Source organism: Kitasatospora sp. NPDC058492, assembly GCF_042720685.1.
Taxonomy (GTDB): domain Bacteria; phylum Actinomycetota; class Actinomycetes; order Streptomycetales; family Streptomycetaceae; genus Kitasatospora.
Genome location: NZ_JBHXMU010000097.1, coordinates 1 through 25,748, shown reverse-complemented (window position 1 = coordinate 25,748; position 25,748 = coordinate 1). Strand labels below are relative to the sequence as shown.

Genomic DNA, 25,748 nt, shown 5'->3' with positions numbered 1-25,748 from the left:
GCGCGGCGGGCGGCCCCCGCCGTCGCCGGTCATGCGGTTATCCGGTCGAGGGCTGCGGGCGGGCCCGACTAAGCTTTCCGACCATGGCGGCCACTGCAGACCACAGCACCACCGGGGCGACCGCCCCGGCGTACTACGTTTCCACCCCGATCTACTACGTCAACGATCGCCCGCACCTGGGCCACGCGTACACCACCGTGGCGGGCGACGTCCTCACCCGCTGGCACCGCCAGCGCGGTGAGAAGGTGTGGTACCTGACCGGCACCGACGAGCACGGTCAGAAGATCATGCGGACCGCCGAGGCCAACGGCGTCAGCCCGCAGGAGTGGTGCGACAAGCTGGTCGAAGAGGCCTGGAAGCCGCTCTGGGAGCACCTGGAGATCGCCAACGACGACTTCATCCGCACCACCCAGCAGCGCCACACCGACCGCGTGCAGGAGTTCGTCCAGGACCTGTACGACAAGGACGAGATCTACAAGGGCGGCTACTCCGGCCCGTACTGCGTCGGCTGCGAGGAGTTCAAGCTCCCGGCCGAACTGCTCGACGGCGCCACCGAGGACGAGAAGCTCTGCGCCGTGCACAAGCGGCCGGTCGAATGGCTGGAGGAGGAGAACTACTTCTTCCGCCTCTCCGCCTACGGCCCGAAGCTGCTGGAGTTCTACGCCGCCAACCCGGACTTCATCCAGCCGGCCTCGGCCCGCAACGAGGTGCTGCGCTTCGTCGAGCAGGACCTGAAGGACCTCTCGATCTCCCGCTCCACCTTCAACTGGGGTGTCCCGCTGCCCTGGGACGAGAAGCACGTCCTGTACGTGTGGGTGGACGCGCTGCAGAACTACATCACCGCGGCCGGCTACGGCAGCGACCCGGAGCGCTTCGCCGAACTGTGGCCGGCCTCCGTCCACCTGGTGGGCAAGGACATCCTGCGCTTCCACGCGGTGATCTGGCCCGCCATGCTGATGGCCGCGGGCCTGCCGCTGCCCAAGCGGGTCGTCGCCAACGGCTGGCTGATGGTCGGCGGAGAGAAGATGTCCAAGTCCAACCTGACCGGCATCTCGCCCACCGACCTCACCTCGCACTTCGGCGTGGACGCCTACCGCTACTACTTCCTGCGGGCGATCCCCTTCGGCACCGACGGCTCGTTCTCCTGGGAGGACTTCACCGCCCGGTACACCTCCGAACTCGCCAACGACTTCGGCAACCTGGCCTCCCGGGTCGCCGCCATGGTCGGCAAGTACTTCGACGGCGCGCTGCCGGCCGCCGCCGCCCCCGGTGACGCCGAGCAGGCCATCGCGGACGGCCTCGCCACGGCCCTCGCCACCGCCGACCGGAAGATCGGCGAGGAGCTGGACTTCGCCGGCGGCCTCGCGGCGATCTTCGAGTTCGTCAAGCAGGTCAACGGCTACCTCACCGAGCAGGAGCCGTGGAAGGTGGCCAAGGACGACTCGGAGCAGGGCCGCGCCCGCCTCGCCACCATCCTCTACACCGCCGCCGAGGCGCTGCGCGGCACCGCCGTCATGCTCAACCCGGTGATGCCGTCCACCGCCGAGAAGCTGTGGACCTCGCTCGGCGCCGAGGCCGGCCTCGGCGCGCTCGCCGCGCAGACCATCGCCACCACCGCCGACTGGGGCCGGCTGCCCGCCGGCAGCACCGTCACCAAGGGCGAGATCCTGTTCCCGCGCCTCGAAGAGAAGCCCGCCTCCTGATGTCTGCCAAGGACGACGCCCGGTCGACCCCGCCGCCACTGCCGCAACCCCTGGCCGTGGCGGTGGCCGACTCGCACACCCACCTCGACATGCAGGCCGGCACCCCGGCCGAGGGACTGGCCCGGGCCGCCTCGGTCGGGGTCACCACGGTCGTCCAGGTGGGCTGCGACGTGCCCGGCTCGCGCTGGGCCGCCGAACTGGCGGCCCAGTACGAGCAGGTGCACGCGGCCGTCGCCCTGCACCCCAACGAAGCGCCGCGGATCTTCCTCGGCGACGCGGACGGCTGGTCCGGCCAGCAGCGGAAGGCGGGCGGCGAGGCCGCGCTGGAGGAGGCCCTCGCCGAGATCGACCGGCTCGCCGCCCTCCCGCAGGTCCGCGCCGTCGGCGAGACCGGCCTCGACTACTTCCGCACCGGCCCCGAGGGCGTCGAGATCCAGAAGGAGTCGTTCCGCCGCCACATCGAGATGGCCAAACGGCACGACAAGGCCCTGGTCATCCACGACCGCGATGCCCACGAGGACGTCATCGCCGTCCTGCTGGCGGAAGGCGCCCCCGAGCGGACGGTCTTCCACTGCTACTCCGGCGACGCCGAGATGGCCAAGGTCTGCGCCGAACACGGCTGGTACCTGTCCTTCGCCGGCCCGGTCACCTTCAAGGCCAACCAGCCGCTGCGCGACGCCCTCGCCGCCACCCCCCTCGACCGCGTCCTGGTCGAGACCGACGCGCCCTTCCTCACCCCCCACCCCTACCGCGGCCGCCCCAACGCCCCGTACCTCATCCCGGTCACCGTCCGCTCGATGGCCGACACGCTGGGGCTGCACGAGGACGAGCTGGCCACGGCGATCGCGGCGAACACGGCCCGGGCCTTCGGGTACTGAGCCGGTCGAACGAAAGTCGGATTCCGGCGGAACGATTCGGCACTCCTGCGACGCTGCGATGCTGGCTAGCATGAGTGCAGTGAGGGAGGTGGCGATGACCGCCGAGCCGATCGACGAACCCGTCGAGGACCGCATCGACTGGACACATCCGCCGTCCCAGGGCTGGACGTACGAGCAGGCTCAGAAATTCGACCTGCCGTTCGAATGGGATCTGGTGGACGGAGTCATCGTGGTCCGGGGGCAGACGAACTTCTGGCATGACCTCGTGCGTTCGGGACTGGAGCGAGCGCTGCACAGTGCGTGTGTCGTGCCGTACGCGGTCCTGCCGGAGCGGTGCGTGCTGGTCGACGAGGCCAACACGACCAAGCCGGACGTGGTGGTTTTCGATAAGACCGGCATCGACCCCTTCGCGTTGGACTGCCAGCCGGTCGAGTCCGTGGTGCTGACGGTCGAGGTGGTCTCCAACGGCTCCCGCGCGGACGACCGTTTCCGCAAGCCCGGCCAGTACGCCGAGAAGAAGATCCCGTACTACTGGCGGGTCGAGCGCGGCCTCGACAACCTGCCGATCGTGCACGAGTTCCACCGGGACGAGGAGAAGGGCGTCTACCTGCCCGTCGCCCAGCACGAAGGCGTGCTCCGCACCTCGGTGCCGTACCCCGTCGAGATCGACCTCGCCGAGGTCGTCGAACTCTGAGGGCCCCGCGCGCCCGTATCCTTGGCGCGTGAGCACCACCGACCCCACCCCTGACAGCCACCTGCTGGGCGCCGCCGACATTCGGGAGCTGGCGGCCGCGTTCGGCGTGAAGCCGACCAAGCAGCGCGGGCAGAACTTCGTCATCGACGGCAACACCGTGCGGCGGATCGTCCGGGCAGGCGGGGTGACGGCCGAGGACGCGGTGGTCGAGGTCGGCCCCGGGCTCGGGTCGCTGACGCTGGCGCTGCTGGAGGTGGCCGCGCACGTCACGGCGGTGGAGATCGACCCGGTGCTGGCACAGCACCTGCCGGACACCGTCGCGGCCCGGATGCCCGGCAAGGTCGACAGCTTCGACCTGGTGTTCAGCGACGCCATGGAGGTCACCGAGCTGCCCGGGCCGGCGCCCACCGCGCTGGTCGCCAACCTGCCGTACAACGTGGCCGTGCCCGTCCTGCTGCACATGCTGGCGACCTTCCCCAGCATCGAGCGCACCCTGGTGATGGTGCAGGCCGAGGTCGCCGACCGGCTCGCCGCCAAGCCCGGCAACAAGGTGTACGGCGTCCCGTCCGTCAAGGCCAACTGGTACGCCGACGTGAAGCGGTCCGGCGCCATCGGCCGGAACGTGTTCTGGCCCGCCCCCAACGTCGACTCCGGGCTGGTCTCGCTGATCCGCCGCGAGCCGCCGAAGACCACCGCCAGCCGCAGGGAGGTGTTCGCCGTCGTCGACGCCGCGTTCGCCCAGCGGCGCAAGACCCTGCGCGCCGCGCTGGCCGGCTGGGCCGGCTCCGCCGCCGGGGCCGAGCAGGCGCTCGCGGCCGCCGGGATCGACCACAAGCTGCGCGGCGAGGTGCTCACGGTGGAGCAGTTCGCCGCGATCGCCGAGCACAAGCCGCAGATTGCCGAGCACAGGCCCGAGATTTCCGAGCACGAGCCGGAGATCGCCGAGCACGAGCCGGAGGCGGACTCCCAGTGATCACCGTGCGGGTTCCGGCGAAGGTCAACGCCCAGCTCGGGGTGGGCGGACTGCGCGCCGACGGGTTCCACGACCTGGCCAACGTGTTCTTCGCCGTCGCCCTCGGCGACGAGGTCACCGCCACGGCAGGGGAGGGCGTCACGCTCTCCTGCACCGGGCCGGACGCCCACGTCGTACCGCTCGACGACAGCAACCTCGCCGCCCGCGCCGCCCGCCTGCTCGCCGCCCACCACGGCATCGCCGAACCCGGCGTGCACCTGCACATCGCCAAGGCCATCCCGGTCGCCGGCGGCATGGCCGGCGGCAGCGCCGACGGGGCCGCCGCGCTGGTCGCCTGCGACGCGCTCTGGCAGCTCGACACCCCCCTCGACACCCTCCTGGAGCTGGCCGCCGAACTCGGCTCCGACGTGCCGTTCGCCCTGCTCGGTGGCGTCGCGCTGGGCCTCGGCCGGGGCGAGATCCTGCAGCCGCTCACCGTCGACGGCACCTTCCACTGGGTGTTCGCGGTCGCCGACGGCGGCCTCTCCACCCCCGCCGTCTTCCGCGAGTGCGACCGCCTGCGCGAGGAGGCCGGCACCGGCTCCAGCGACACCGACGTCCGCACCCCCGACGCCGACCCCGCGCTGCTCGCCGCCCTCGCCCAGGGCGATGCCGTCGCCCTGGCCGCCGCCCTCGCCAACGACCTCCAGCCCGCCGCCCTCTCGCTGCGCCCCGCGCTCGCCGCCACCCTGCGGGCCGGCACCGAGGCCGGCGCGCTCGGCGCCCTCGTCTCCGGCTCGGGGCCGACCTGCGCGTTCCTCGTCAAGGACGCCGACGCGGCCGCCGCCGTCGCCGAGGCGCTGCGGGCCTCCGGCACCTGCCGGACCGCGCACGCCACGTACGGGCCGGTGCCGGGGGCGGCGCTCGTGCCGTAGGGACCCCGCCAACGTTTCTAAGGGCTTCGCCGGTACGGGGCCCGCCGGTTCGGGCCCCCGCCACTGCGGGCGGTGAGGGCGCTTCGGCGGGCCCATTAGGCTGGGGAGATCGGGGCGTCCCCGACAGGGGTGCCCGGCCGCGACCGGCGGGCCGCCCCGAGACCGCCAATCCCAGGAGCGCAGCAGACGTGGCCGTCAACCTCGCCACCATCGAGTCCGTCACGAAGGTCTACGGCACCCGCGCCCTCCTGGACGGAGTCAGCCTCGGCGTCAGCGAAGGCGACCGGATCGGCGTCGTCGGACGCAACGGCGACGGCAAGACCACCCTGATCCGGATGCTCGCCAAGCTGGAGGAGGTCGACAGCGGCCGGATCACCTGGAACGGCGGCCTCCAGCTGGCCGTCCTCACCCAGCACGACTCGCTCGACCCGACGGCCACCATCCGGCACGAGGTGATCGCCGACCGGGCCGACCACGAGTGGCTCGGCGACGCCCGCATCCGCGACATCGTCGAAGGCCTCTTCGGCGGCCTCGACCTGCCCGGCTTCGCCGACGGCCTCGACACCGTCATCGGCCCGCTCTCCGGCGGCGAGCGCCGCCGGATCGCCCTCGCCAAGCTGCTCCTCGGCTCGCCCGACCTGATCGTCCTCGACGAGCCCACCAACCACCTCGACGTCGAGGGCATCAACTGGCTCGCCCAGCACCTGCAGAAGCGCCGCTCCGCGCTGGTCTGCGTCACCCACGACCGCTGGTTCCTCGACCAGGTCAGCACCCGGATGTGGGACGTCCAGGGCGGCGCCGTGCACGAGTACGAGGGCGGCTACTCCGACTACGTCTTCGCCCGCGCCGAGCGCTCCCGGATCGAGGCCGTCGAGGAGCAGAAGCGCCAGAACCTCGCCCGCAAGGAGCTCGCCTGGCTGCGCCGCGGCGCCCCCGCCCGCACCTCCAAGCCGCGCTACCGGATCGAGGCCGCCAACGCCCTGATCGCCGACGTGCCGGAGCCCCGGGACCGGTCCGAGCTGATGAAGTTCGCCAACGCGCGACTGGGCAGGACCGTCTTCGACCTGGAAGGCGTCACCGTCAAGGCCGGCCCCAAGCTGCTGCTGGAGAACCTCACCTGGCAGCTCGGCCCCGGCGAGCGGATCGGCCTGCTCGGCGTCAACGGCGCCGGCAAGACCTCGCTGCTGCGCGCCCTGCGCGACGCGTACGCCTCCGAGGGCGACGTGCAGCCCGCGTCGGGTCTGATCAAGGTCGGCAAGACGGTGCGGCTCGCCTACCTGTCGCAGGAGGTCGTCGAACTGGACCCGGCCATCCGGGTGCTCCAGGCCGTCGAACAGGTCCGCTCGCGCGTCGACCTCGGCAAGGGCCGGGAGATGAGCGCCGGCCAGCTGTGCGAGCAGTTCGGCTTCGGCAAGGACAAGCAGTGGACGCCCGTCGGCGACCTGTCCGGCGGCGAGCGGCGGCGGCTCCAGCTGCTGCGACTGCTGATGGACGAGCCCAACGTGCTGTTCCTCGACGAGCCCACCAACGACCTCGACATCGAGACCCTCAACCAGCTGGAGGACCTGCTCGACGGCTGGCCCGGCTCGATGATCGTCATCAGCCACGACCGGTTCTTCATCGAGCGGACCACCGACGTCGTCCACGCGCTGCTCGGCGACCAGAAGATGCGGATGCTGCCGGGCGGCGTCGACGAGTACCTGGAGCGGCGGGCGCGGATGGCCGCCTCGATCGCCGCCGCCGCTTCGGCCGCATCGGGTGCTTCGACCGCCGCGGCTGCTTCGGCCGCGGCATCGGGCGGCCCGGACGCCGGGACCGCCGCGTCGGCCCTGTCGGGCGGCGACCTGCGGGCGGCGAAGAAGGAGATGCAGAAGATGGAGCGGCAGATCGCCAAGCTGGACCAGAAGGAGTCCAAGCTGCACGCCCAACTCGCCGAGCACGCCGCCGACTTCTCCAAGGTCGCGGAGCTGGACGCGCAGCTGCGCGCCGTCCGGGAGGAGAAGGAGGAGCTGGAGCTGAGCTGGCTGGAGCTGGCCGAGCAGGTCTGAGTCCCGGGGGGCCGGGGGCCCATCCGGGGCATCACCCGGGCCCTACCGGGCCAGCAGGGCCTCCAACTCGTCCGCCGCACGGCCCAGCGCACTGCGCGCCGGGTCGTGCGGCGCCGTCGGGCGGGCCGCCGCCCCGGTCGGCGGGCGGTGCTCGCGGGCCGCGGCCGTCAGCTCGTCCAGCGCCCGGCGCACCCGCCCCACCTCCGCCGGATCCGGCACCCGGCCGCCGTACCGCAGCTGCGCCGCGAACGCCGCCACCGCGCCGCCCAGCCGCTCCAACGCCGCCGTCGCCGGCAGCCACTGCTCCGCCAGCCGCCCCGTCGGCGGCGGCTCGGCCAGCCCCTGCCGCACCTCCTGGCGGGCGTCCTCCAACGCCCGGTACGCCGTACGGCGCAGCCAGACCTCGGCCCGGCCCGCGTCCCCGGTGACCGCGTCCAGATAGGCCCGCAGCGCGGTGGCCGCGTCCACCAGCCGGGGCTCGATCCGGTGCCGCGGACGCTCCGGCCACAGCAGATAGCCGAAGAGCAGCACGATCGCGCTCGCGAGCACCGTGTCCAGCACCCGCGGCCAGAACTCGGCCGCGCTGCTCTGCCCGCCCAACTGGAGCAGGATCAACGCCATCGGCGTCATCGCCACCGTGTTCAGCCCGTAGTGCGCCGCCGTCACGTACGGCAACAGGGCCACGCAGAACGCGGCGATCGCCGTCAGTACCCACGCGTCGGTCGTGAGCGACACCACGGCCGCCGTGACCGCCACCCCGAGCACCGTGCCGATCGAGCGGCTCACCGCCCGCAGGAACACCGAACCGAGATCCGGCTTCAACACGAAGGCGATCGTCATCGGCACCCAGTAGCTCTTGCTGAGCGGGTAACTGGCCGTCACCGCCGAACCGACCGCGATGCACAACGCCACCCGCAGCCCGTACCGGACCGAACCGCGCGACAGCAGCCGCACCCGCAGCCGCCACGGATCGGGCGGCGGCGCCGGGGCGGTAGCGACCTCCGCCTCCCGGCCGGCCACGGTGTCGGCCGCCGCGCGCAGCGCCACGTCCAGGGCCTGCCGGGACGGCGTGTCCGGCTGCCACTGCGGAACGGTGACCTCGCCGCCGCCCCGCCGGACCGCGTCCGCCAACCGGAGCGGCACCTCCGCGACCTCGGGCGGCACCGGCCGCCACGCCCACAACAGGCCCGTCGCCGCCTCGGTGGCGGCCAACGCCGCCTCGTACATCCGGCGCAGCCGAACCGTACGGGCGGACTCCGACCCCGGGCGGTGCGGTCGCGGGAGGAGGTCCTGCAACTGGTTCAACCGGGCCGTCAACACCTGGCGCGAAGCCGCGCCCTGCGGCGTGCCCAGATCGGCCAGCGTCTGGCCGAACGCCTCGTACGCGGCCGCCAGCGCACGGTTGCGCGGATCCGAGGCGGGGCGGCGGTGCGCGCCCCCCGGCAGACCCAGCACCACCACGAACGCGGCACCCGCCAGCATCATCGGCGCCGCCGCCCACCACGGATCCGGCAACGGCATCCCGCTGCCCAACGCCGCCGACACCAGCAGCAGCATCCCCGCCGCAGAACCCCGCGGGCCCGTCGCACTCAGCGCGCCGGACGCGAACGCCGTGAACGTGAGCGCCGCACCGAGCGCGACCGCCGACACGTGCACGTGCTGGAGGGAAGTGCCGATCAGCATGCCGAGCGCCGAAGCCAGCACCGCCGACGCGATCCGGGGCACCCGCAGGCCACCCGGCTCCGCGCGGTCGTTCATCGTCGCGTGCATCGCGCCCAGACCGGCGAACACCCCCAGATCCAGCCGGTGCGCCAGCAGTCCTGCGGTCAGCGGCACCGCCATGCCCACCGCCGCGCGGGCCATCAGCGCCAACGGCAACGGCGGCCGGGAAGGACGGGCGGCACGGGCCCACCAGGAGGGGGCGGACTCGTCTGCAGGCATCAGGTCACGTCCGTTCTGCGGCCAGGGGACGCTGCTGTGCGACATTGCGCGGCAGATGGGGGCGTACCCGGTCCAACCGGGCGACGCCAGTCTACCGGGGCCCGGCACGGCACCCCCGAGGGCCGCACGTGTCAAGTTCGTACCGATCCCGCACAGGCGGGCCAAGGGCCCTGCCAGCCCGACAGAGGCGGTGGCTACGATTGCGGAGGCGGAAACCGCCCCCAGGGCGGGCGGTGCACCGACCAGCACTGTACGACCGAGAAGTTGACGGTATGTTGCGGAGCGGCGGCCCCGGGGTTACCCCGAACCACCGCCCGTACGGGGGAGAGGTGAACTGCTATGGCAGGAGAGGTTCCACCGAACACGGGGGCCAGTCCGGACACGTCCGGTGACGTCACGCCATTTATGCTCAGCCACATGATGGGGTTCGGCCCCCTCGTCAGCACCGTGCAGACGAACGTCAGCGCCGCCGACCTGGTGTCCGCCTTCGGCAAGAAGGACGTCAAGGTCGAGCTCGACACGCTCACCGCGTTCGCCAAGAAGATCGAAGCCCTGCTCCAGGCCATGGAAGGCTCCCCGGCGGCCCCGTACAAACTCCAGGAACAGAAACTGACCGGCGGAAGCTTCGCCAGCGCGGAGTTCGCCGAAGCAACGGCCCTGACCGCGGCCTACGACAAGGTGCACACCCAGCTCGTCAAGCTGCACAAGGACTTCGTGTCGCAGATCGAGGCGATGAAGTCCGCGGTCGCGGCGACGGCGGGCAACTACTCGGCCAACGAGGACGACACGACGGCAGCGCAGAACGCCGTCGCGAAGAACGCGGGCGGCACCACGCCGGCGCGGGCCGACTCGACGTTCTGATGGCTGCGCCAGGAGAGACCTACGGGGAAACGGGGAGTAAGTAGTGGCAGGCGGAACGAACTTCGAGAGCTACGAGCACGACAAGCTGAGGAAGATGGTCGACAGCACGGACCCTTCAAAGGTCCTGAGTCGAGGCACTCAGCTGCAGTCGGCCGGCCGTGTCCTGAAGGAACTGAGCGCGGCACTCAAGTCGCACATCGACCAGGTCCACTGGGAAGGCCCCGCCGCCGAGAGCTTCAAGACCTGGGCCGGGAACCTGCATCAGTCCGCCGGGCTGCTCGGTGACTACTCCAAGACCGCCGGCGAAGCCATGCACCAGGCCGGTGAAGCGCTCAGCACCGCAAAGTCCGCTGTGCCCGAACCGCCGCACACGGAGATCGAGACGGTCACCAAGCGCAACAGCCAGACGGTCTACATGCCCTCAAGCGTGCAGCTCGCGGTCGGTCAGTCCGTCGACGATTACATGAAGACGGTCAACAAGGGCTGGGTCACTGGGACCGAGGCCGCCCAGGCCCAGGCGAAGGTCCAGAAGGAGCACCAGGAAGCCGTCCTCCAGATGGAGAAGCTCGCGCAGGCGTACGACGCGGCGACGACGAAACTGGCCGGGCTTGGGCCAGTGGACCTCCCGGGGACGCCCACAGCTAACAAGGGCACTGACTCGGAATACACCAGGGACGCTGGATACACAGGCGGCTCCGGAGGGACTGTTCGTAGCGTTCGCACAGGTAGTGGCGGCAGTACCAGCGGTGGTTACCGCCCGTCCGGCGGCAGCTACAACGGCGGCTCGGTCGCGATTCACAACCCCAGGTCGGACTCGCAGGTGTCGAGCGAGCCGGGCCACACCGACCCGATTCCGCCGCGAAGCGGTGGCCAGGTGCCGTCGACGCCGGTGGACCCGGGCTCCTCGACGCCGCCCTCTGTGCCGTCGGAACCTGTTCACCGTCCCGGTACCGGTCTTGACAGCCTGCCGACCGTGCCGACCCTGCCAGGTCAGACCGGCCCGCTCGGCCCCAGTGGTGGTGGAAGCCTTCCGCCTGACGGTCCGAGTGGGATTCCCGGATACCCGGGTGGCCCCGGTGGTACCCCGGGATATCCGAGTGGTCCGGGTGGTGGCCCGGCGACCGGTTTCCCGGTCGGGGCCGGCGGCGGCTCGATCCCGGCCAAGGGCGGTGGCGGATCCGTCTCCGGCAAGGGCGGGGGCTCGATCCCCGCCCGTACGGCTCCGTTCGGCGGCGGCTCGGTGCCGGGAAAGTCCGGTGGCAGCCCGGGTCTGCCCAGCGGGACGGTCTTCGGCGCGCGCGAGGCACAGGCGGGGCGGGCGGGAGCGGCCGGCAGCGCGGGCGGGGTGGGCGGCATGCATCCGGGGATGGGCGGTGGTTCCGGAGCCGTTGGTTCGGGCGGCAGCTCACGGGGCCGGGGCCTGACCTCGACCGGAGGAGGGGCGGTCGGCGGCCGCAAGGGACCGGCTGCCGGCGGGGAGTTCACGCCGGGTGGTACGGGCCTGCGTAACCGGGCTGCTGCTGCGGGAGCCGTTGAGGGCGAAGCCCGCTCCGGGCAGAACGGCATGATGGCCCCTGGAACGGCGGGTCACTCCGGGCGGAACGAGCGCGATCGCCGCAAGCGGGCCGACTACCTCCACGAGGACGAGGAGACCTGGACCAGCGGTACGCCGCACAGCAACCCGGACGTGATTGAGTAGGACGGCAACGACTGCCCGGCCACTGGGCTCTCCCGGTGGCCGGGCAGACCTGTTCGGGGCACGCTCCCCGGTCGACGGAGAGATTGACGAGGAGTTGTGATGGGGCGGACGAACATGCGATCTCGTTGGCGGGTGCTTGCCGCCGCGCTTCTGGCGACGGGAGTCATGGTCGGCCCGGTCGCAGTGCCAGCACTAGCCGATGGTTCCATTCGCACGGATCAATGGCATCTGGATGCGATGCATGCGCCGGAGATGTGGAAGGTCTCCAAGGGGCAAGGAGTCACGGTGGCTGTAGTTGACGGTGGATTCAAGCTTGACCACCCCGATTTGGTTGGACAGTTTCTGCCCGGCAAAGACTTCAGTGGCAGTTCAGGCGGGGTGGGTTCATACACTGACGGACACGGAACCCAGATGGCCAGCCTCATTGCAGGATCCGGAAAGAACCAAGGTGGCGGCGGTGCTTACGGCTTGGCGCCCGCTGCAAAGATTCTTCCCTTGAAGATTAACAACGGGTCTGTAATGCCGCTCGTCACTGCTGATTTCCTTGAGCAGATCGGACAGGCTGTCGCCTATGCCGCTGACCAAGGCGCCAAGGTTATCAGTATTTCGCAGGGAATGGATTCAGTCCCAGCCTCCCCGGAAGATGTCGCCAAGCTGAACCGCATTCTTGCGGCCGCTCGCGCCAAGGGCGTCCTGGTGGTTGCCGCTGTTGGGAATGAGGCGCAGTCGGGGAATCCAGTCGAGTATCCGGGTGCGCTGCCTAATGTAGTTGGTGTCGGGGCCGTTGACCGGGACGGAACTGTAACGGCAGAGTCCGAGCAGGGGCCGCAGGTTGCTCTGGTTGCGCCCGGTATAGACATGATCGCCGCTTGCACGGCTCCGTCGGGATACTGCAAGGGGCATGGAACGTCCGACGCGACCGCCCTGGTTTCCGCTTCGGCTGCATTGGTGTGGTCGGTGCATCCGGACTGGACGGCCAATCAAATTCTGCGGGTTCTCATCAACACGGCGGGTAAGTCGAGTGATGGGGCCATTCGAAACAACGATGCCGGTTATGGAGCGGTCAGGCCGCGGATCGCGCTGACGAGTCCTGGCGACCCGGGGCCGGCGGACGTGTCGCCGATCCCGGTTCCAGAGGCCTCGGTGTCGGCCGTTCCGTCGCCCTCGGCGAGCCCGTCGGCTGGTGCGTCGTCGGCGCCGAGTTCGGCGGCTCCGAGTCCGAGTGATGTGGCCGTGGGGGCGCCGCCGGTGGAGCCGAGGGCGGAGAAGTCCGCTGGTTCGGGTGGTGCGTTGCCGGTCGTGGCCGGTGTGGTGGGTGGGTTGGTGCTGGTCGCCGGTGTGGTGTTCGTCGTGTTGCGGCGGCGGAAGGCGGGTGGGCGGCCTGTGGTGCCGCCGGGGGAGGATCCTTACGTGCGGTGATCTGGGCGCCTGCGCTGGTGCGCGCCGCCGGTGTTGAGCCGGGGGCGCGTGGGGTGGGGGTGTGCGCGGGGGTCACTCGGGTGGGGGCTGGTGGCGGGGCTGGCTGGTGTCCAGGGTGGTGGTATGGATGCGGAGGAAGCCCGGCGGGCGGGGCAGTTGAGGCGTGCGGCGGCTGCGGCGCTGATCGGTACGGCGATCGAGTTCTACGACTTCTTTTTGTACGGGACGGCGGCGGCCTTGGTGTTCGGGTCGGTGTTCTTTCCTGAACTGGGCACGGTGGGGGCGCTGTTGGCGGCGTTCTCGGTGTATGCGGTGGCGTTCTTGGCCCGGCCGCTGGGGGCGGTGGTGTTCGGGCATTTCGGGGACCGGGTGGGGCGGAAGGCGACGCTGGTGGTGTCGCTGTTGTTGATGGGGCTGTCGACGGCGGCGGTGGGGGTGTTGCCGGGGTTCGGGTCGTGGGGGTGGTGGGCGCCGGTGGCCCTGGTGGTGTTGCGGGTGTGTCAGGGCGTGGGGTTGGGCGGGGAGTGGGGCGGGGCGGCGCTGCTGATCGCGGAGAACGCGCCGGCCGGGCGGCGGGGGCGGTACGGGGCGTTCCTGCAGTTGGGGCCGACGAGCGGGTTCGTGTTGGCGAACGGGGTGTTCCTGGCGGTCCAACTCGGCCTGGACGGGCGGGCGTTCCGGGAGTGGGGCTGGCGGGTGCCGTTCCTGGCGTCGTTGGGGCTGGTGGCGGTGGGGCTGTTCGTGCGGCTGCGGTTGGAGGAGACGCCGCTGTTCCGGCCGGACGAGCCGAGGGGCCGGGCGCCGGTGGTGGAGGTGTTGCGCGGGCACTGGCGCACGGTGCTGCTGGGCTGTGGGGCGATCACCGTGGGGTACGCGCTGTTCTACCTGACCACGACGTACGCGTTGGCGTACGCGACGTCCGGGCTCGGGGTGGCGAGTTCGCTGGTGTTGGTGATGCTGCTGGTGGGCGCGCTGGGCATGGGCGTGACGGTGTGGGTGAGCGCGTCGCGCAGTGACGGGTGGGGGCGGCGGCGGACGCTGTGCTGGGCGACGGGTCTGGCGGCGGGGTGGTCGCTGGTGCTGTTCCCGTTGTTGGAGACGGTGCGCCGGCCGTTGATGTTCGTGGCGCTGGCGGGTGCGCTGGTGGTGCTGGGGTGCCTGATGGGGCCGGTGGCGGCGTTCCTGCCGGAGTTGTTCCCGACCCGGGTGCGGTACACGGGTGCCGCGTTGACGTACAACCTGGGCGGCGTGGTGGGCGGGGCGACGACGCCGCTGGTGGCGACGCGGCTGACGGAGGCGTACGGGACGGCGGAGCCGGTCGGCTGGTACCTGGTGGGGTTGGGCGTGGTGGCGCTGGGCTGCCTGTGGCTGCTGCCGGAGACCGGCGGCGCGGAGTTGGGGGCGGTGGACGGCGGACGCCGCCGGGCGCCCCTCCTGGGGGCGGACCCGGCGGCGTAGGTGCCGACCGTGCGGTGCGGTCAGCCGGCGAGGGCGGCGCGGCCGGCCAGCACGACGGCGGTGTGCTGGGCGACCCGCTCGCCGAGGTACTCGGCGGTCGCGATGTCGGCCTTGTGCACGGCCTCGGGGCCGGCGTCGGACGGGCTGGAGGCGGCGGCGCCGTTGAAGAAGCCGAGGCGGTTGAGGTCGTTCTCGGTGGCGGTGGTGGCGTTCCAGCCGGGCTTGAGGCCGAGGTTGACCCAGCTCATGGCGTGCTGGGCGGCGAGGGTCTGGAAGAAGCCGAGGGTGCCGGCCTTGTCGCCGCTCTTGGAGGCGGAGTTGGTGAAGCCGGCGGCGACCTTGTCCCGCCAGGCGTCGGAGAACCAGCGCTTGCTGGTGGCCTCGGCGAAGACGTGGAAGGCGCCGGAGGCGGTGCCCATGTAGGTGGGGGAGCCGAAGACGATCGCGTCGGCGGCGTCGAGCTGGGCCCACTGCTCGTCGGTGATGGTGTCGACGGCGATCGAGACGACCTCGGCGCCGGCGGCGGCGGCGCCGCGGGCGACGGCCTCGGCGATGACGGCGGTGTGGCCGTAGCCGGAGTGGTAGGCGAGGGCGACGGTCGGGCGGATGGCGGTCATACGGGGGCACTCCTGTACGGGAACGGGTGCGGGCAGGGGCAAGGCAAGGCAGGGACAAGCCGAGGAGCGACGGCGGGGCGTGCTGTCGCACCTCGACCCGCCGGGCTGGTCTCCAATATAGACCAAGTCTCCATTGGTTACCAAGGGTGGATTGGAGACCGCAGGGCTACCCTGGACGGCATGACGACGGAGGAAGCGGCCCGGGTGGAGAGCGGCACCGGGCGGCAGGGGCAGGAGCGGGAGGGCGGGCAGGACCGGGAGCAGGAGCTCGACGTCTTCGCCCAGCTCTGTCCCAGCCGCGCGATGTTCGCCGAACTGGCCGACAAGTGGTCGATGTTGATCCTGATGAGCCTCGCCGCCTGCGGGCAGCAGCGGTTCTCCGAACTGCAGCGCGGCGTCGGCGGGGTCAGTCGCAAGATGCTCACCCAGTCGCTGCGCAGCCTGGAGCGCAGCGGACTGGTGCGCCGCACCGTGTTCCCGGAGACACCGCCGCGGGTGGTCTACGACCTGCTGCCGCTCGGCCGGGAGCTGGCCGTGCTGCTGGCGCCGCTCGGCCGGTGGACGGAGCAGCGAACCGGGCAGATGCTGGCCGCCCGTGAGGAGTTCGACGAGACGCACGCCGAAGGCTGACCACGCGCGCGCCGAAGGCTGGCCGGGCCCGCGCCAAGGGCTGACCAGCCCCGTACCGAAGGCCGACCAGCCCGTACCGAAGGCCGACCGGGCCCGTGCCGAGGGTCGGGTGCCCGCCCGCCGGGGGTCGGTCCGGCATGCGCCGGGGCCGCGGAGCCGATTTCCCTTCCGGGCCGCCAGCCGTGTAATGTCTTCCTTGTTCGACCGGCCCGGTGAAAGCCCGGCAAGCCCCTATAGCTCAGTCGGTAGAGCGTCTCCATGGTAAGGAGAAGGTCTGCGGTTCGATTCCGCATGGGGGCTCCATTCGAAGGCCCTCGCTTCATGGCGAGGGCCTTTTGCTGTTCCCCGATCAGGCCGCCCGGTCCAAGACGGCGGCCCAGTGCGGCGGCCGAACGCGGCGGCCTAGCGGGTCGGGTACGGAATGCGCTGTGATGGTGCGTCATCGGCCGCCCGCCCATGGGGTGCGGGCGCGAGCCGAACCCCGACCGGGAGGGCGTCATGGGCGTTCGACTCGTGGTGGTCGACGATCACCGGCTGTTGGCCGAGGCGCTGGCCACGGCGTTGCAGCTGCGCGGCCACCGGGTGCTCGCGGTCGGCTGCCCGGCCGGGGTCGCGGCTGATCTGGTGGTCGGCCGGCGGCCGGAGGTGTGTCTGCTGGGGGTGGCCGCGCCGAGTGAGCCGGCGGCTTTCGACGGGCTGCGCCGGATTCGCCGGGAGCGCCCCGAGGTGGCCGTGATCGTGCTCGGGCCGGTGGGTGAACTGCGCGGTGTGGCGGGGGCGTTCGCGGCCGGGGCGGCGGGGTACGTGCCGAGCGACGAGCGGATCGGGGTGGTCGAGCGGGCGATCGGGCGGGCTCGGGCGGGCGAGGCGGCGGTGGCCGTGGACGTGCTGCGCGGGGCCTTCGACCAGTTGCTGCGGCCGGTCGCCGAGCCGGACGACGAGGCGGTGCGGCTGCTGCGGTTGCTGACCCGTCGTGAGGTGCAGGTGCTGGCCCGGATCGCGGACGGGGAGGACACGGCGGCGATCGCCGCCGGGATGCGGATCGCCGCGAGCACCGCCCGGACGCACGTCCAGCGGGTGCTGATGAAGCTCGGTGCGCGGACCCGGCTGGAGGCGGCCGCGGTGGCGGCCCGTACCGGGCTGCTGGAGCGGATGGCCGGCGGCTGAGGGGGGCTCGGGTTGCGTGAAACCGGCTCCCGGGTGGCCCGTTCACGTGGTCCTGGGCACTCCGGCGGGCAGGGAGAATAGCCTCAGTCGTACACACGTCATCGACGGCCGCCGCTGATCCGGCGGACCGTCGCCCGCTGGAGGTCTCATCATGAGTAAGTACCTGGTCACGGGTGGCGCCGGCTACGTCGGCAGCGTGGTGGCCGCCCACCTGCTGGAGGCGGGGCACCAGGTGACCGTCCTGGACGATCTCTCCACCGGTTTCCGTGAGGGCGTCCCGGTCGGTGCCGAGTTCGTCGAGGGTCGGGTCCAGGAGGCCGGCCGGGTGCTGGACGGTTCCTTCGACGGCGTGCTGCACTTCGCCGCCTCCTCGCAGGTCGGCGAGTCGGTCGTGGACCCGGAGAAGTACTGGCGCAACAACGTGGCGGGGTCGCTGGAGCTGGTCGCGGCGATGCGCGCGGCGGGTGTGCGCAAGCTGGTGTTCTCGTCCACCGCCGCCGTCTACGGCGAGCCGGAGGTCGTGCCGATCGCGGAGACCGCCCGCACCTCGCCGACCAACGCCTACGGCGCCACCAAGCTCGCCGTGGACCACCTGATCACCAGCGAGGCCGTCGCGCACGGGCTGGCCGCCGTCTCGCTGCGCTACTTCAACGTGGCCGGTGCGTACGGCGCGTACGGGGAGCGCCACGACCCCGAGTCGCACCTGATCCCGCTGGTGTTCCAGGCGGCGCTGGGTCAGCGCCCGCACATCGCGGTGTACGGCGAGGACTATCCGACCCCGGACGGCACCTGCATCCGCGACTACATCCACGTCGCGGACCTGGCCGACGCGCACCTGCTGGCGCTGGACGCGGCCAAGCCGGGCGAGCACCTGATCTGCAACCTGGGCAACGGCAGCGGCTTCTCGGTGCGCGAGGTGATCGAGTCGGTCCGGCGTGTCACCGGCCGGGAGATCCCGGTGCAGGCGGCCGGGCGCCGGGCCGGCGACCCGGCCGTGCTGGTGGCCTCGGCGGCCCGCGCCCACGAGGCGCTGGGCTGGACGCCGCGCCGCCCGAACCTGGACGACATCGTCGCGGACGCCTGGAAGTTCGCCCTGGAGAAGCACGGCCAGTAGGCCGCAGGACCCCGCAGGCGCCGCTCCCGGAGGTTCGGGGGCGGCGCCTCGGCGTTGCCCGCTTCGACCGGTGATGGCGTGAAATCCCGCCACTCGCGCACCTCCTGACGAAACTTCACCAAACCGCCACGAGGGGGTTTCCCGGCCCGTACGCTGAGTGCGGTACCGGTGGGGGCCGGCGCCCTTTTTCGGCCTCACCGGCCACCGGTGGGCGGGCGGAGTGACGGGCCCGGACCGCGGGTGCCGGGGCCGGTCCCCGCCCCCGGGCTCGGGCCGGTCTGAGCAGGGGGGTAGTGACGATGGGGCGGATCCGCGTCCTGGTGGTCGACGACCACCGGATCTTCGCCGAGGCCCTGGCCGCGGCGCTCGCCGCCGAGCCCGACGTGGAGGTGGGGGCGGCCGGCAGCGGGGCCGCCGCCGAGCGGGCGCTGGAGCGTGCCGCCGTCGAGGGGCGGGCCTTCGACGTGGTTCTGATCGACGCCGACCTGGGGGCCGAGGGAGTCGCTTCGGCGGGTGCCCGGAGCCGGCCCGGCCCGGACGCGGCCGACGCGGCCCGGCGGCGGCTGGCCCCGGCGGTGCCGCCGCCCCGCCACCCGGTCGGCCCGCCGGTGGTGCCGTCCGGCGGGCGCTCGGTGGACCTGCTGCGCCCGGGTGGGCGCGGCGCGGAGTCGGCCCGCTCCGACGCGTACCGGGCCGACCAGCTCAGAACCGCGCCTCCGGCACCGGACGGCATCACCCTGCTCGCCCGGGTCCGCCGCGCCCATCCGGGGCTGCGGGCGGTCGTGCTGGCCGCCGCCGACGATCCGCACCGCGCCGCCCGGGCCCTGCACGCGGGCGCCACCGGCTGGGTGGCCAAGGAGAGTTCGCTGGCCCGGCTGCTCGCCGTGGTCCGGGGGGTGCTGCGGGACGAGACGCACCTGCCGCCCGCGCTGCTGACCGGGGTGATCCGCGAGCTGACCACCGCCCGGCGGGACCGCACCGAGAGCGAGCGGCTGGTCGACACCCTGACCCCGCGGGAGAAGCAGATCCTGCGCTGCATGGTGGCGGGCCTGGGTCGGCAGGCGGTCGCGGAGCGGCTCTACCTGTCGCCGCACACCGTCCGGACGCACATGCAGAACGTGCTCGGCAAGCTCGGGGTGCACTCCACGCTGGCCGCGGTCGCGGTGGCCCGCCGGGCCGGGGTCAGCCCGGCCGAGCCGGCCCTGCCGGCGTCGCCGTCCATCGTGACCGCGGTGGACCGGACGTGAGCTCCGGGGCCCGGATCAGCCCGGGATGTTGTCGAAGGGGGCGACCAGCTGCCGCAGGAGCGCGGCGAGTTCGCCCCGCTGGCCGGAGCTGAGCTGGGCGAGCAGTTCGCGTTCGTGCGCGAGCAGTCCGGCGAGTGCCTGGTCGGCGCGGTCGCGGCCGTCGTCGGTGAGCCGGACGAGCACGCCGCGCCGGTCGTCCGGGTCGGGCAGGCGCTTGACCAGGCCCTTGCCGGTGAGGCGGTCGATGCGGTTGGTCATGGTGCCGGAGGTGACCAGGGTCTGGGTGAGCAGCTGGCCGGGGGAGAGCTGGTAGGGGGAGCCGGCCCGGCGCAGGGCGGTCAGGACGTCGAACTCCCAGGGCTCCAGCCCGTGCTCGGCGAAGGCGGTGCGGCGGGCGCGGTCGAGGTGCCGGGCGAGCCTGCTGACCCGGCTGAGTACCTCCAGCGGCTCCACGTCGAGGTCGGGGCGCTCTCGGCGCCACGCTGCGACCAGCCTGTCGACCTCGTCCTCCATGACGATCAGTGTATCGGTGGATGTGTCGATGTGAAGTCTCTTGACGTCGAGAAATGTGCCAGCAAGGCTACCTGGGATATCTTGATGTCGAGATACTTGTGAGGTGGACCATGACCAGTCCCGTCTGGGACCCGGCGCAGTACCTGCGCTTCGCGGACGAACGCACCCGTCCGCTGCGCGACCTGCTCGCCCGCGTCCCCGCCCTCCCGAACCCGGGCGATCCCGTGATCCTCGACATCGGCTGCGGCCCCGGCAACTCCACCGCCGTGCTGCGCGCACGCTGGCCGCACGCCCGCCTCACCGGCGTCGACAACTCCGCCCCGATGCTCGCCACCGCCCGCACCGACGGTGAGCCCACCGCCGGCTACCTGCTCGCCGACGCCCGCGACTACGACCCGGCCCCGGCCGGACCCGACCTGATCGTCTCCAACGCCACGCTGCAGTGGATCGACGGCCACCTCGACCTCGTCCCGCGCTGGGCCGGCGCCCTGCGGCCCGGCGGTACCGTCGCCTTCCAGGTCCCCGGCAACTTCGACGCCCCCAGCCACACCCTGCTCGCCGAACTCCGGCGCAGCCCCCGCTGGCGCGGCCTCCTCGGCGACGACGCCGCCAGGGCCGGCGTCCACCCGCCCGAGCGCTACCTGGACGCCCTCACCGCCGCCGGCTGCACGCCCGACGTCTGGGAGACCACGTACCGCACCCTGCTCCCGGGCCCGGACCCGGTCCTCGCCTGGGTCAAGGGCACCGCCCTGCGCCCCGTCCTCACCCGGCTGACCGACCCCGGCCGCCAAGCCGCCTTCCTCGCCGAGTACGGGGCGCTCCTGCGCGAGGCCTACCCGGCCGGACCGCACGGCACCGTCTTCCCGTTCCGGCGGATCTTCGCCGTCGGGACCAGGGTCTGATGCGGGGCGGGAGGGCCGACGGTCCTTCCGCCCGCAGGTCAGTCCTTGCGCCCGCCGACCAGCCTCGGGTGCCGCTCCAGGCCCTCCAGCCCGTGCCAGGCCAGGTTCACCAGGTGCGCCGCGACCTGCGCCTTGTCCGGCTTGCGGACCTCCAGCCACCACTGCCCGGTCAGCGCCACCATGCCGACCAGCATCTGCGAGTACATCGGGGCCAGTCGCGCGTCGAAGCCCCGGGACTTGAACTCCAGGCCGAGGATGTCCTCCACCTGCGTCGCGATGTCGCTGATCAGTGACGCGAAGGTGCCGGTCGACTGGGCCACCGGGGAGTCCCGGACCAGGATCCGGAAGCCGTCCGTCGAGGTGTCGATGTAGTCCATCAGCGCGAACGCGGCCTGCTCCAGCAGCTCCCGCGAGTGCCCGCCGGTCAGCGCCCCCGTCACCATGTCCAGCAGTAGCTGCATCTCGCGGTCCACCACCACCGCGTACAGCCCCTCCTTGCCGCCGAAGTGCTCGTACACCACCGGCTTCGACACCCCGGCCCGCTCGGCGATCTCCTCCACCGAGGTGCCGTCGTAGCCGCGCTCCGCGAACACCGTCCGCCCGATCTCCAGCAGCTGCTCCCGCCGTTGCTTGCCGGTCATCCGGACCCGCCCGCCCCGGCGGCGCGGCGCCGGGGCGGGCGCACCACCCCCCGATGCGCCCCCGCCCGCCGGTGCAGCGGTTCGCGGACGGGCCGGCGCCGCGTCGGGCGCCGCGTCCGTCCGCGTGCTCTGGTGGCCGCCTGTGCTGTCTGCGCTGCTCCCGTTCACCCCTACATCATGCTGGAAGCGACGACTCATGCGGCGCGGCGGGCGGCGATCCGTTGTGCGTCCGGCCAGCGGACGTCCCGGACCCAGCCGGCCAGCTCGAACCAGCGGATCAGCCGGGCCGAGGAGTCGATCTGCCCGCGCAGCACCCCGTGCCGGGCGGCCGTCGGGTCCGCGTGGTGCAGGTTGTGCCAGGACTCGCCGCAGGAGAGCACCGCCAGCCACCAGACGTTGCCCGAGCGGTCCCGGGAGCGGAACGGGCGGCGGCCGACGGCGTGGCAGATCGAGTTGATCGACCAGGTGACGTGGTGCAGCAGGGCCACCCGGACCAGCGATCCCCAGAAGAAGGCGGACAGCGCGCCCGACCAGGACAGCGTCACCAGCCCGCCGACCAGCGGGGGGAGCAGCAGCGAGATCATGGTCCAGAGCCAGAACAGCCGGGAGATCCGCCGTATGGCCGGATCGCGGACGAGGTCCGGCGCGTACGTGAGCTGCGGGGTCTGCTCCTCGTCGAACATCCAGCCCATGTGCGCCCACCACAGGCCCTTGAGCAGGGCGGGGAGGCTCTCCCCGTAGCGCCACGGCGAGTGCGGGTCGCCGTCCTTGTCGCTGAACCGGTGGTGCTTGCGGTGGTCGGCCACCCAGCGCACCAGCGGGCCCTCGACCGCCAGGCTGCCGGCGATCGCGAGGGCGAGCCGCATCGGGCGGTTGGCCTTGAACGCGCTGTGGGTGAAGTAGCGGTGGTAGCCGACGGTGATGCCGTGGCAGGTGAGGAAGTACATGGCGACGGTGATCGCCGCGTCCGTCCACCCCAGTCCCCACCCCCAGGCCACCGGTACGGCGGCCAGCAGCGCGGTGAACGGCAGGAGGATGAACAGCCCGAGCGCGAGCCGTTCGGCGAGGCCCTGCTTCTCCCCGCCGCGGGTGGCGGACAGCCGGGTGGCGGCGGTGTCGGTGGGATCGGGGGATTCGGTGGGAAGCGCGGCGTTCCCCGCGCTCGGCTCGCCGGCCTTGGTGGTCATGGGCGTCCCTTTGCGGCATCTCTGTGCGGGAGGGAGGAGCGGAGGCTACGTTGGCGTAACCTACGGCATCGTAGGTTGCGCTCCGTGGCGAAGGGAACACGCCGCCGCACGGCGCTTGAGTGAATTCACCCGACTGGATGGATGAACCGGCGGCCCGGCTTGTTCGACCGTTTCCGGCGGATCGGGGCCTGCGGATCGCGGCAGTTGATACCCATGGCAGGGTCGACTCGGGTAGGGTCTGAGCAACCATCCGCCGTGGTGTAATGGCAGCACAGGGCCCTTTGGAGGCCTTTGTCTGGGTTCGAATCCTAGCGGCGGAGCCTCTGCACGCCTCAGGTTCGGGCGTACCGCCGAACCGCCGGTATTGTCGGTGCTGCTCGGCGGACTGTGCGAATGGCGACCGGCCTCGGTCCGGTCCGGGCCCGTTCTGCCCGCTCTGTGAACCGACCGAGGAGCCTCCCCGCATGGGTGCCAATTCGCTTGCCGCCGTTGTCGTGCTCGCCGCCGGTGGCGGGACCCGGATGAAGTCGAACAAGCTGCCCAAGGTGCTGCACGAGGTCTGCGGCCGGTCGCTGGTGGGTCATGCCGTCTCGGCGGCCCGCGAACTGACGCCGGAACAGCTCGTCGTGGTGGTCGGACACCAGCGGGACCAGGTCCAGGAGCACCTCGCGGCGCACTACCCGGCGGCCCGCCCGGTGGTGCAGGAGGACCAGAAGGGCACCGGGCACGCGGTGCGCACGGCGCTGGAGGCGCTGGCCGCCGACGGCGTGGTGCTGGACGGCACGGTGATCGTCACCGCCGGGGACTCCCCGCTGCTGACCGGGGACACGCTGCGCCGCCTGGCGAAGGCCCACGCCGCCCAGGACAACGGGGTCACCGTGCTGACCGCCGTCGTCCCCGAGCCCTTCGGCTACGGCCGGATCCTGCGGGACGAGGACGGCACCGTCGCCGCGATCGTCGAGGAGCGGGACGCCACCGCCGTCCAGCGCTCGATCGCCGAGATCAACTCGGGCGTCTTCGCCTTCGACGCCAAGCTGCTGGTCGAGGCGCTGGCCGAGCTCACCACGGACAACTCGCAGGGCGAGGAGTACCTCACCGACACCCTGGAGATCCTGCGCACCGCCGGGCACCGGGTGGGCGCCGTGGTCGCGGAGGACCACCGGGACATCCTGGGCATCAACGACCGGGTGCAGCTCGCGCAGGCCCGCCGACTGCTGAACGACCGCCTGCTGGAGCGGGCGATGCGGGCCGGCGTCACCGTGGTGGACCCGGCGACCACCTGGATCGACGTGCAGGTGACGTACGAGCCGGACGCCCTCGTGCTGCCGAACACCCAGCTGCAGGGCGCCACCCACCTGGGCGAGGGCTGCGAGGTCGGCCCGAACTCGACCCTGACCGACACCCTGATCGGCGCCGGCGCCCGTGTGAGCAACACCACGGCGGACCGCGCCGAGGTGGGCGAGCTGGCCACCGCCGGCCCGTACGCCTACCTGCGGCCGGGGGCCAAGCTGGCCCGCAAGGCGAAGGTCGGCACCTACGTCGAGGTGAAGAACTCCGAGCTGGGCGAGGGCGCCAAGGTGCCGCACCTCTCCTACATCGGGGACACCACGATCGGCGAGGGCACCAACGTCGGCGCGGCCTCCGTCACCGTGAACTACGACGGCGTCAACAAGCACCGCACGGTGATCGGTGCGCACTGCCGCACCGGCTCCGACAACATGTTCATCGCCCCGGTGACGATCGGGGACGGCGCCTACACCGCGGCCGGTTCGGTCATCACCACCGACGTCCCGCCGGGCGCGCTCGGAGTGAGCCGGGCGCACCAGCGCAACATCGACGGCTGGGTGGAGCGCAAGCGCCCGGGGACCACCTCCGCGCAGGCCGCGAAGGCTGCGACGGACGGGGCCGCGGACGCCTGACGGGGCGGGCGGGAGCCCGAGGGCGGTCCCGGGGCGGACGGTTTCTGCGTGGGCGCGTAACCTTGGGGACATACGTGCGCCACTGGGCTTACGGCCCGTGTCCAGGCGTACCGACAATTCCCCCGACCCCTCGTGCGAGCCGGCTGCGCCTGCCCGCACGGGACGACGGGGTTCAGCGTCAGCAACGCGAGGAGACGGTGCAGTGAGCGGGATCACGACGTCGGGTGAGAAGAAACTCAAGCTCTTCTCCGGCCGTGCCCACCCGGAACTGGCGAGGGAGGTGGCCGAGGCGCTCGGGACCGAGCTCGTCCCGACCAAGGCCCTGGACTTCGCCAACGGCGAGATCTACGTCCGCTTCCTGGACTCCGCCCGCGGCGCGGACTGCTTCGTGATGCAGAGCCACACGGCTCCCATCAACCAGTGGATCATGGAACAGCTGATCATGATCGATGCGCTGAAGCGGGCCTCCGCCAAGAGCATCACCGCGATCCTGCCGTTCTACGGGTACGCCCGCCAGGACAAGAAGCACCTGGGCCGCGAGCCCATCTCGGCGCGCCTGGTCGCCGACCTGCTGCGCCAGGCGGGCGCCGACCGGCTGATGGCCGTGGACCTGCACACCGCGCAGATCCAGGGCTTCTTCGACGGCCCGGTGGACCACCTGTTCGCGCTGCCGATGCTGGCGGACTACGTGGGCGGGAGGGTGGACCGCTCCAAGCTGACCATCGTGTCGCCGGACGCCGGCCGGGTGAAGGTGGCCGACCAGTGGTGCGACCGGCTGGACGCGCCGCTGGCGATCATCCACAAGCGCCGCGACATGACCCAGGCCAACACCATCCTGTCGGCCGAGGTCGTCGGTGACGTCAAGGACCGGGTCTGCGTCCTGGTCGACGACATGATCGACACCGCCGGCACGATCTGCGCCGCGGCTGACGCGCTGTTCGACAACGGTGCGGCGGACGTCCTGGTGGCGGCCACCCACGGCGTGCTCTCCGGCCCGGCCGCGGACCGGCTGAAGAACTCGCGGGTCAGCGAGTTCGTGTTCACCAACACGCTGCCGACCCCGGGGCAGATCCAGCTGGACAAGATCACCACGCTGTCCATCGCCCCCTCGATCGCGGCCGCGATCCGCGAGGTGTTCGAGGAGGGTTCGGTCACGAGCCTCTTCGAGGGCGTGCACTGACGAAGCCCGACGGCGGCGGCCCCGGTCCGGATCGGACCGGGGC

The 25,748-nt window shown here is 72.1% G+C and carries 22 protein-coding genes and 2 tRNA genes; 19 read left to right on the top strand and 5 right to left on the bottom strand.

Translation table 11 applies throughout. The features are described from left to right. Positions 1-83: 83 nt before the first annotated feature. From metG to ACFWPI_RS37340, 6 genes are all read left to right on the top strand, one after another. A complete protein-coding gene (gene metG / locus ACFWPI_RS37365; RefSeq protein WP_363619213.1) occupies positions 84-1,703 on the top strand; it encodes a methionine--tRNA ligase in 1,620 nt (539 codons plus the stop codon). Continuing rightward, the gene (locus tag ACFWPI_RS37360) at positions 1,703-2,581 is read left to right on the top strand and encodes a TatD family hydrolase (protein ID WP_380378949.1); all 879 of its coding nucleotides are present in this window, start codon (positions 1,703-1,705) and stop codon (positions 2,579-2,581) included. Before metG ends, ACFWPI_RS37360 begins: the two co-directional genes overlap by 1 nt. Positions 2,582-2,651: 70 nt before the next feature. Then, positions 2,652-3,275, top strand: a complete 624-nt coding sequence (locus tag ACFWPI_RS37355) for a Uma2 family endonuclease (RefSeq protein ID WP_380378951.1) — start codon at positions 2,652-2,654, stop codon at positions 3,273-3,275. A gap of 28 nt (positions 3,276-3,303) precedes the next feature. Continuing rightward, the gene (rsmA, locus tag ACFWPI_RS37350) at positions 3,304-4,248 is read left to right on the top strand and encodes a 16S rRNA (adenine(1518)-N(6)/adenine(1519)-N(6))-dimethyltransferase RsmA (protein ID WP_380378952.1); all 945 of its coding nucleotides are present in this window, start codon (positions 3,304-3,306) and stop codon (positions 4,246-4,248) included. Beyond that, entirely contained in the window at positions 4,245-5,162 is a 918-nt protein-coding gene (locus ACFWPI_RS37345) for a 4-(cytidine 5'-diphospho)-2-C-methyl-D-erythritol kinase (protein ID WP_063348063.1), read from the top strand. Before rsmA ends, ACFWPI_RS37345 begins: the two co-directional genes overlap by 4 nt. 188 nt (positions 5,163-5,350) lie before the next feature. Continuing rightward, positions 5,351-7,210: an ABC-F family ATP-binding cassette domain-containing protein gene (locus tag ACFWPI_RS37340; protein ID WP_380378955.1), complete on the top strand. Its 1,860-nt coding sequence runs from the start codon at positions 5,351-5,353 to the stop codon at positions 7,208-7,210. 42 nt (positions 7,211-7,252) lie between these two features. Here the strand turns inward: ACFWPI_RS37340 and ACFWPI_RS37335 are convergent, their stop codons facing one another. Continuing rightward, on the bottom strand, positions 7,253-9,151 hold the full coding sequence (locus tag ACFWPI_RS37335) for an FUSC family protein (protein ID WP_380345626.1): 1,899 nt from the start codon (positions 9,149-9,151) through the stop codon (positions 7,253-7,255). Positions 9,152-9,568: 417 nt separating this feature from the next. Between ACFWPI_RS37335 and ACFWPI_RS37330 the strand changes: the two genes are divergently transcribed. The 4 genes from ACFWPI_RS37330 (at position 9,569) to ACFWPI_RS37315 (ending at position 14,588) form a co-directional block, all read left to right on the top strand. Next, a complete protein-coding gene (locus ACFWPI_RS37330; protein WP_380378957.1) occupies positions 9,569-10,012 on the top strand; it encodes a hypothetical protein in 444 nt (147 codons plus the stop codon). A gap of 43 nt (positions 10,013-10,055) precedes the next feature. Beyond that, a complete protein-coding gene (locus ACFWPI_RS37325) occupies positions 10,056-11,711 on the top strand; it encodes a WXG100 family type VII secretion target (protein ID WP_380378959.1) in 1,656 nt (551 codons plus the stop codon). A gap of 99 nt (positions 11,712-11,810) precedes the next feature. Continuing rightward, positions 11,811-13,130: a S8 family serine peptidase gene (locus ACFWPI_RS37320; protein WP_380378960.1), complete on the top strand. Its 1,320-nt coding sequence runs from the start codon at positions 11,811-11,813 to the stop codon at positions 13,128-13,130. Between the two features lie 123 nt (positions 13,131-13,253). Continuing rightward, on the top strand, positions 13,254-14,588 hold the full coding sequence (locus ACFWPI_RS37315) for an MFS transporter (protein ID WP_380378962.1): 1,335 nt from the start codon (positions 13,254-13,256) through the stop codon (positions 14,586-14,588). 20 nt (positions 14,589-14,608) lie between these two features. Here the strand turns inward: ACFWPI_RS37315 and ACFWPI_RS37310 are convergent, their stop codons facing one another. Continuing rightward, on the bottom strand, positions 14,609-15,205 hold the full coding sequence (locus ACFWPI_RS37310; protein WP_063348057.1) for a flavodoxin family protein: 597 nt from the start codon (positions 15,203-15,205) through the stop codon (positions 14,609-14,611). 180 nt (positions 15,206-15,385) lie between these two features. Here ACFWPI_RS37310 and ACFWPI_RS37305 point away from each other — a divergent pair, with 180 nt between their 5' ends. The 5 genes from ACFWPI_RS37305 (at position 15,386) to ACFWPI_RS37285 (ending at position 19,363) form a co-directional block, all read left to right on the top strand. Further along, positions 15,386-15,835, top strand: coding sequence for a helix-turn-helix domain-containing protein (locus ACFWPI_RS37305; RefSeq protein WP_079135662.1), 450 nt, complete (start codon positions 15,386-15,388; stop codon positions 15,833-15,835). Positions 15,836-16,062: 227 nt separating this feature from the next. Beyond that, positions 16,063-16,138 (top strand) — tRNA-Thr (locus tag ACFWPI_RS37300). 195 nt (positions 16,139-16,333) lie between these two features. After that, positions 16,334-17,002, top strand: coding sequence for a LuxR C-terminal-related transcriptional regulator (locus tag ACFWPI_RS37295; protein WP_063348056.1), 669 nt, complete (start codon positions 16,334-16,336; stop codon positions 17,000-17,002). 151 nt (positions 17,003-17,153) lie between these two features. After that, the gene (galE, locus tag ACFWPI_RS37290; protein ID WP_063348055.1) at positions 17,154-18,116 is read left to right on the top strand and encodes a UDP-glucose 4-epimerase GalE; all 963 of its coding nucleotides are present in this window, start codon (positions 17,154-17,156) and stop codon (positions 18,114-18,116) included. Between the two features lie 299 nt (positions 18,117-18,415). Beyond that, a complete protein-coding gene (locus tag ACFWPI_RS37285) occupies positions 18,416-19,363 on the top strand; it encodes a LuxR C-terminal-related transcriptional regulator (RefSeq protein ID WP_380378964.1) in 948 nt (315 codons plus the stop codon). 15 nt (positions 19,364-19,378) lie between these two features. Here ACFWPI_RS37285 and ACFWPI_RS37280 read toward each other — a convergent pair whose 3' ends face one another. Further along, entirely contained in the window at positions 19,379-19,876 is a 498-nt protein-coding gene (locus ACFWPI_RS37280; protein WP_188307908.1) for a MarR family winged helix-turn-helix transcriptional regulator, read from the bottom strand. Between the two features lie 110 nt (positions 19,877-19,986). Between ACFWPI_RS37280 and ACFWPI_RS37275 the strand changes: the two genes are divergently transcribed. Continuing rightward, the gene (locus ACFWPI_RS37275) at positions 19,987-20,778 is read left to right on the top strand and encodes a methyltransferase domain-containing protein (protein WP_380378966.1); all 792 of its coding nucleotides are present in this window, start codon (positions 19,987-19,989) and stop codon (positions 20,776-20,778) included. A 38-nt stretch (positions 20,779-20,816) separates the two neighbouring features. On the opposite strand, the gene ACFWPI_RS37270 is transcribed toward ACFWPI_RS37275, so the two are convergent. Together ACFWPI_RS37270 and ACFWPI_RS37265 are read right to left on the bottom strand one after the other, a co-directional pair. Then, positions 20,817-21,419, bottom strand: coding sequence for a TetR/AcrR family transcriptional regulator (locus ACFWPI_RS37270; RefSeq protein WP_063348051.1), 603 nt, complete (start codon positions 21,417-21,419; stop codon positions 20,817-20,819). Positions 21,420-21,613: 194 nt separating this feature from the next. Then, positions 21,614-22,606, bottom strand: a complete 993-nt coding sequence (locus ACFWPI_RS37265; protein WP_380345641.1) for an acyl-CoA desaturase — start codon at positions 22,604-22,606, stop codon at positions 21,614-21,616. 249 nt (positions 22,607-22,855) lie between these two features. On the opposite strand from ACFWPI_RS37265, the gene ACFWPI_RS37260 reads away from it, so the two are divergent. The 3 genes from ACFWPI_RS37260 (at position 22,856) to ACFWPI_RS37250 (ending at position 25,705) form a co-directional block, all read left to right on the top strand. After that, positions 22,856-22,926, top strand: a tRNA-Gln gene (locus ACFWPI_RS37260). A gap of 144 nt (positions 22,927-23,070) precedes the next feature. Then, positions 23,071-24,525 (top strand): bifunctional UDP-N-acetylglucosamine diphosphorylase/glucosamine-1-phosphate N-acetyltransferase GlmU, encoded by a 1,455-nt coding sequence (gene glmU / locus ACFWPI_RS37255; RefSeq protein WP_380378968.1) that lies wholly within the window; start codon positions 23,071-23,073, stop codon positions 24,523-24,525. A gap of 202 nt (positions 24,526-24,727) precedes the next feature. Continuing rightward, positions 24,728-25,705, top strand: a complete 978-nt coding sequence (locus tag ACFWPI_RS37250) for a ribose-phosphate diphosphokinase (RefSeq protein WP_063348048.1) — start codon at positions 24,728-24,730, stop codon at positions 25,703-25,705. Positions 25,706-25,748: the final 43 nt, after the last annotated feature.

Excerpts from the sequence above, each read along its gene's own strand:
- ACFWPI_RS37315 (WP_380378962.1), top strand. The coding sequence starts at position 13,254 with ATGGATGCGGAGGAAGCCCGGCGGGCGGGGCAGTTGAGGCGTGCGGCG.
- ACFWPI_RS37330 (WP_380378957.1), top strand. The coding sequence starts at position 9,569 with ATGATGGGGTTCGGCCCCCTCGTCAGCACCGTGCAGACGAACGTCAGC.
- ACFWPI_RS37265 (WP_380345641.1), bottom strand. The coding sequence starts at position 22,606 with ATGACCACCAAGGCCGGCGAGCCGAGCGCGGGGAACGCCGCGCTTCCC.
- ACFWPI_RS37275 (WP_380378966.1), top strand. The coding sequence starts at position 19,987 with ATGACCAGTCCCGTCTGGGACCCGGCGCAGTACCTGCGCTTCGCGGAC.
- galE (WP_063348055.1), top strand. The coding sequence starts at position 17,154 with ATGAGTAAGTACCTGGTCACGGGTGGCGCCGGCTACGTCGGCAGCGTG.
- ACFWPI_RS37310 (WP_063348057.1), bottom strand. The coding sequence starts at position 15,205 with ATGACCGCCATCCGCCCGACCGTCGCCCTCGCCTACCACTCCGGCTAC.
- ACFWPI_RS37270 (WP_063348051.1), bottom strand. The coding sequence starts at position 21,419 with ATGACCGGCAAGCAACGGCGGGAGCAGCTGCTGGAGATCGGGCGGACG.
- glmU (WP_380378968.1), top strand. The coding sequence starts at position 23,071 with ATGGGTGCCAATTCGCTTGCCGCCGTTGTCGTGCTCGCCGCCGGTGGC.
- ACFWPI_RS37295 (WP_063348056.1), top strand. The coding sequence starts at position 16,334 with ATGGGCGTTCGACTCGTGGTGGTCGACGATCACCGGCTGTTGGCCGAG.
- ACFWPI_RS37280 (WP_188307908.1), bottom strand. The coding sequence starts at position 19,876 with ATGGAGGACGAGGTCGACAGGCTGGTCGCAGCGTGGCGCCGAGAGCGC.
- metG (WP_363619213.1), top strand. The coding sequence starts at position 84 with ATGGCGGCCACTGCAGACCACAGCACCACCGGGGCGACCGCCCCGGCG.
- ACFWPI_RS37360 (WP_380378949.1), top strand. The coding sequence starts at position 1,703 with ATGTCTGCCAAGGACGACGCCCGGTCGACCCCGCCGCCACTGCCGCAA.
- ACFWPI_RS37355 (WP_380378951.1), top strand. The coding sequence starts at position 2,652 with ATGAGTGCAGTGAGGGAGGTGGCGATGACCGCCGAGCCGATCGACGAA.
- ACFWPI_RS37305 (WP_079135662.1), top strand. The coding sequence starts at position 15,386 with ATGACGACGGAGGAAGCGGCCCGGGTGGAGAGCGGCACCGGGCGGCAG.
- ACFWPI_RS37285 (WP_380378964.1), top strand. The coding sequence starts at position 18,416 with ATGGGGCGGATCCGCGTCCTGGTGGTCGACGACCACCGGATCTTCGCC.
- ACFWPI_RS37320 (WP_380378960.1), top strand. The coding sequence starts at position 11,811 with ATGGGGCGGACGAACATGCGATCTCGTTGGCGGGTGCTTGCCGCCGCG.
- ACFWPI_RS37335 (WP_380345626.1), bottom strand. The coding sequence starts at position 9,151 with ATGCCTGCAGACGAGTCCGCCCCCTCCTGGTGGGCCCGTGCCGCCCGT.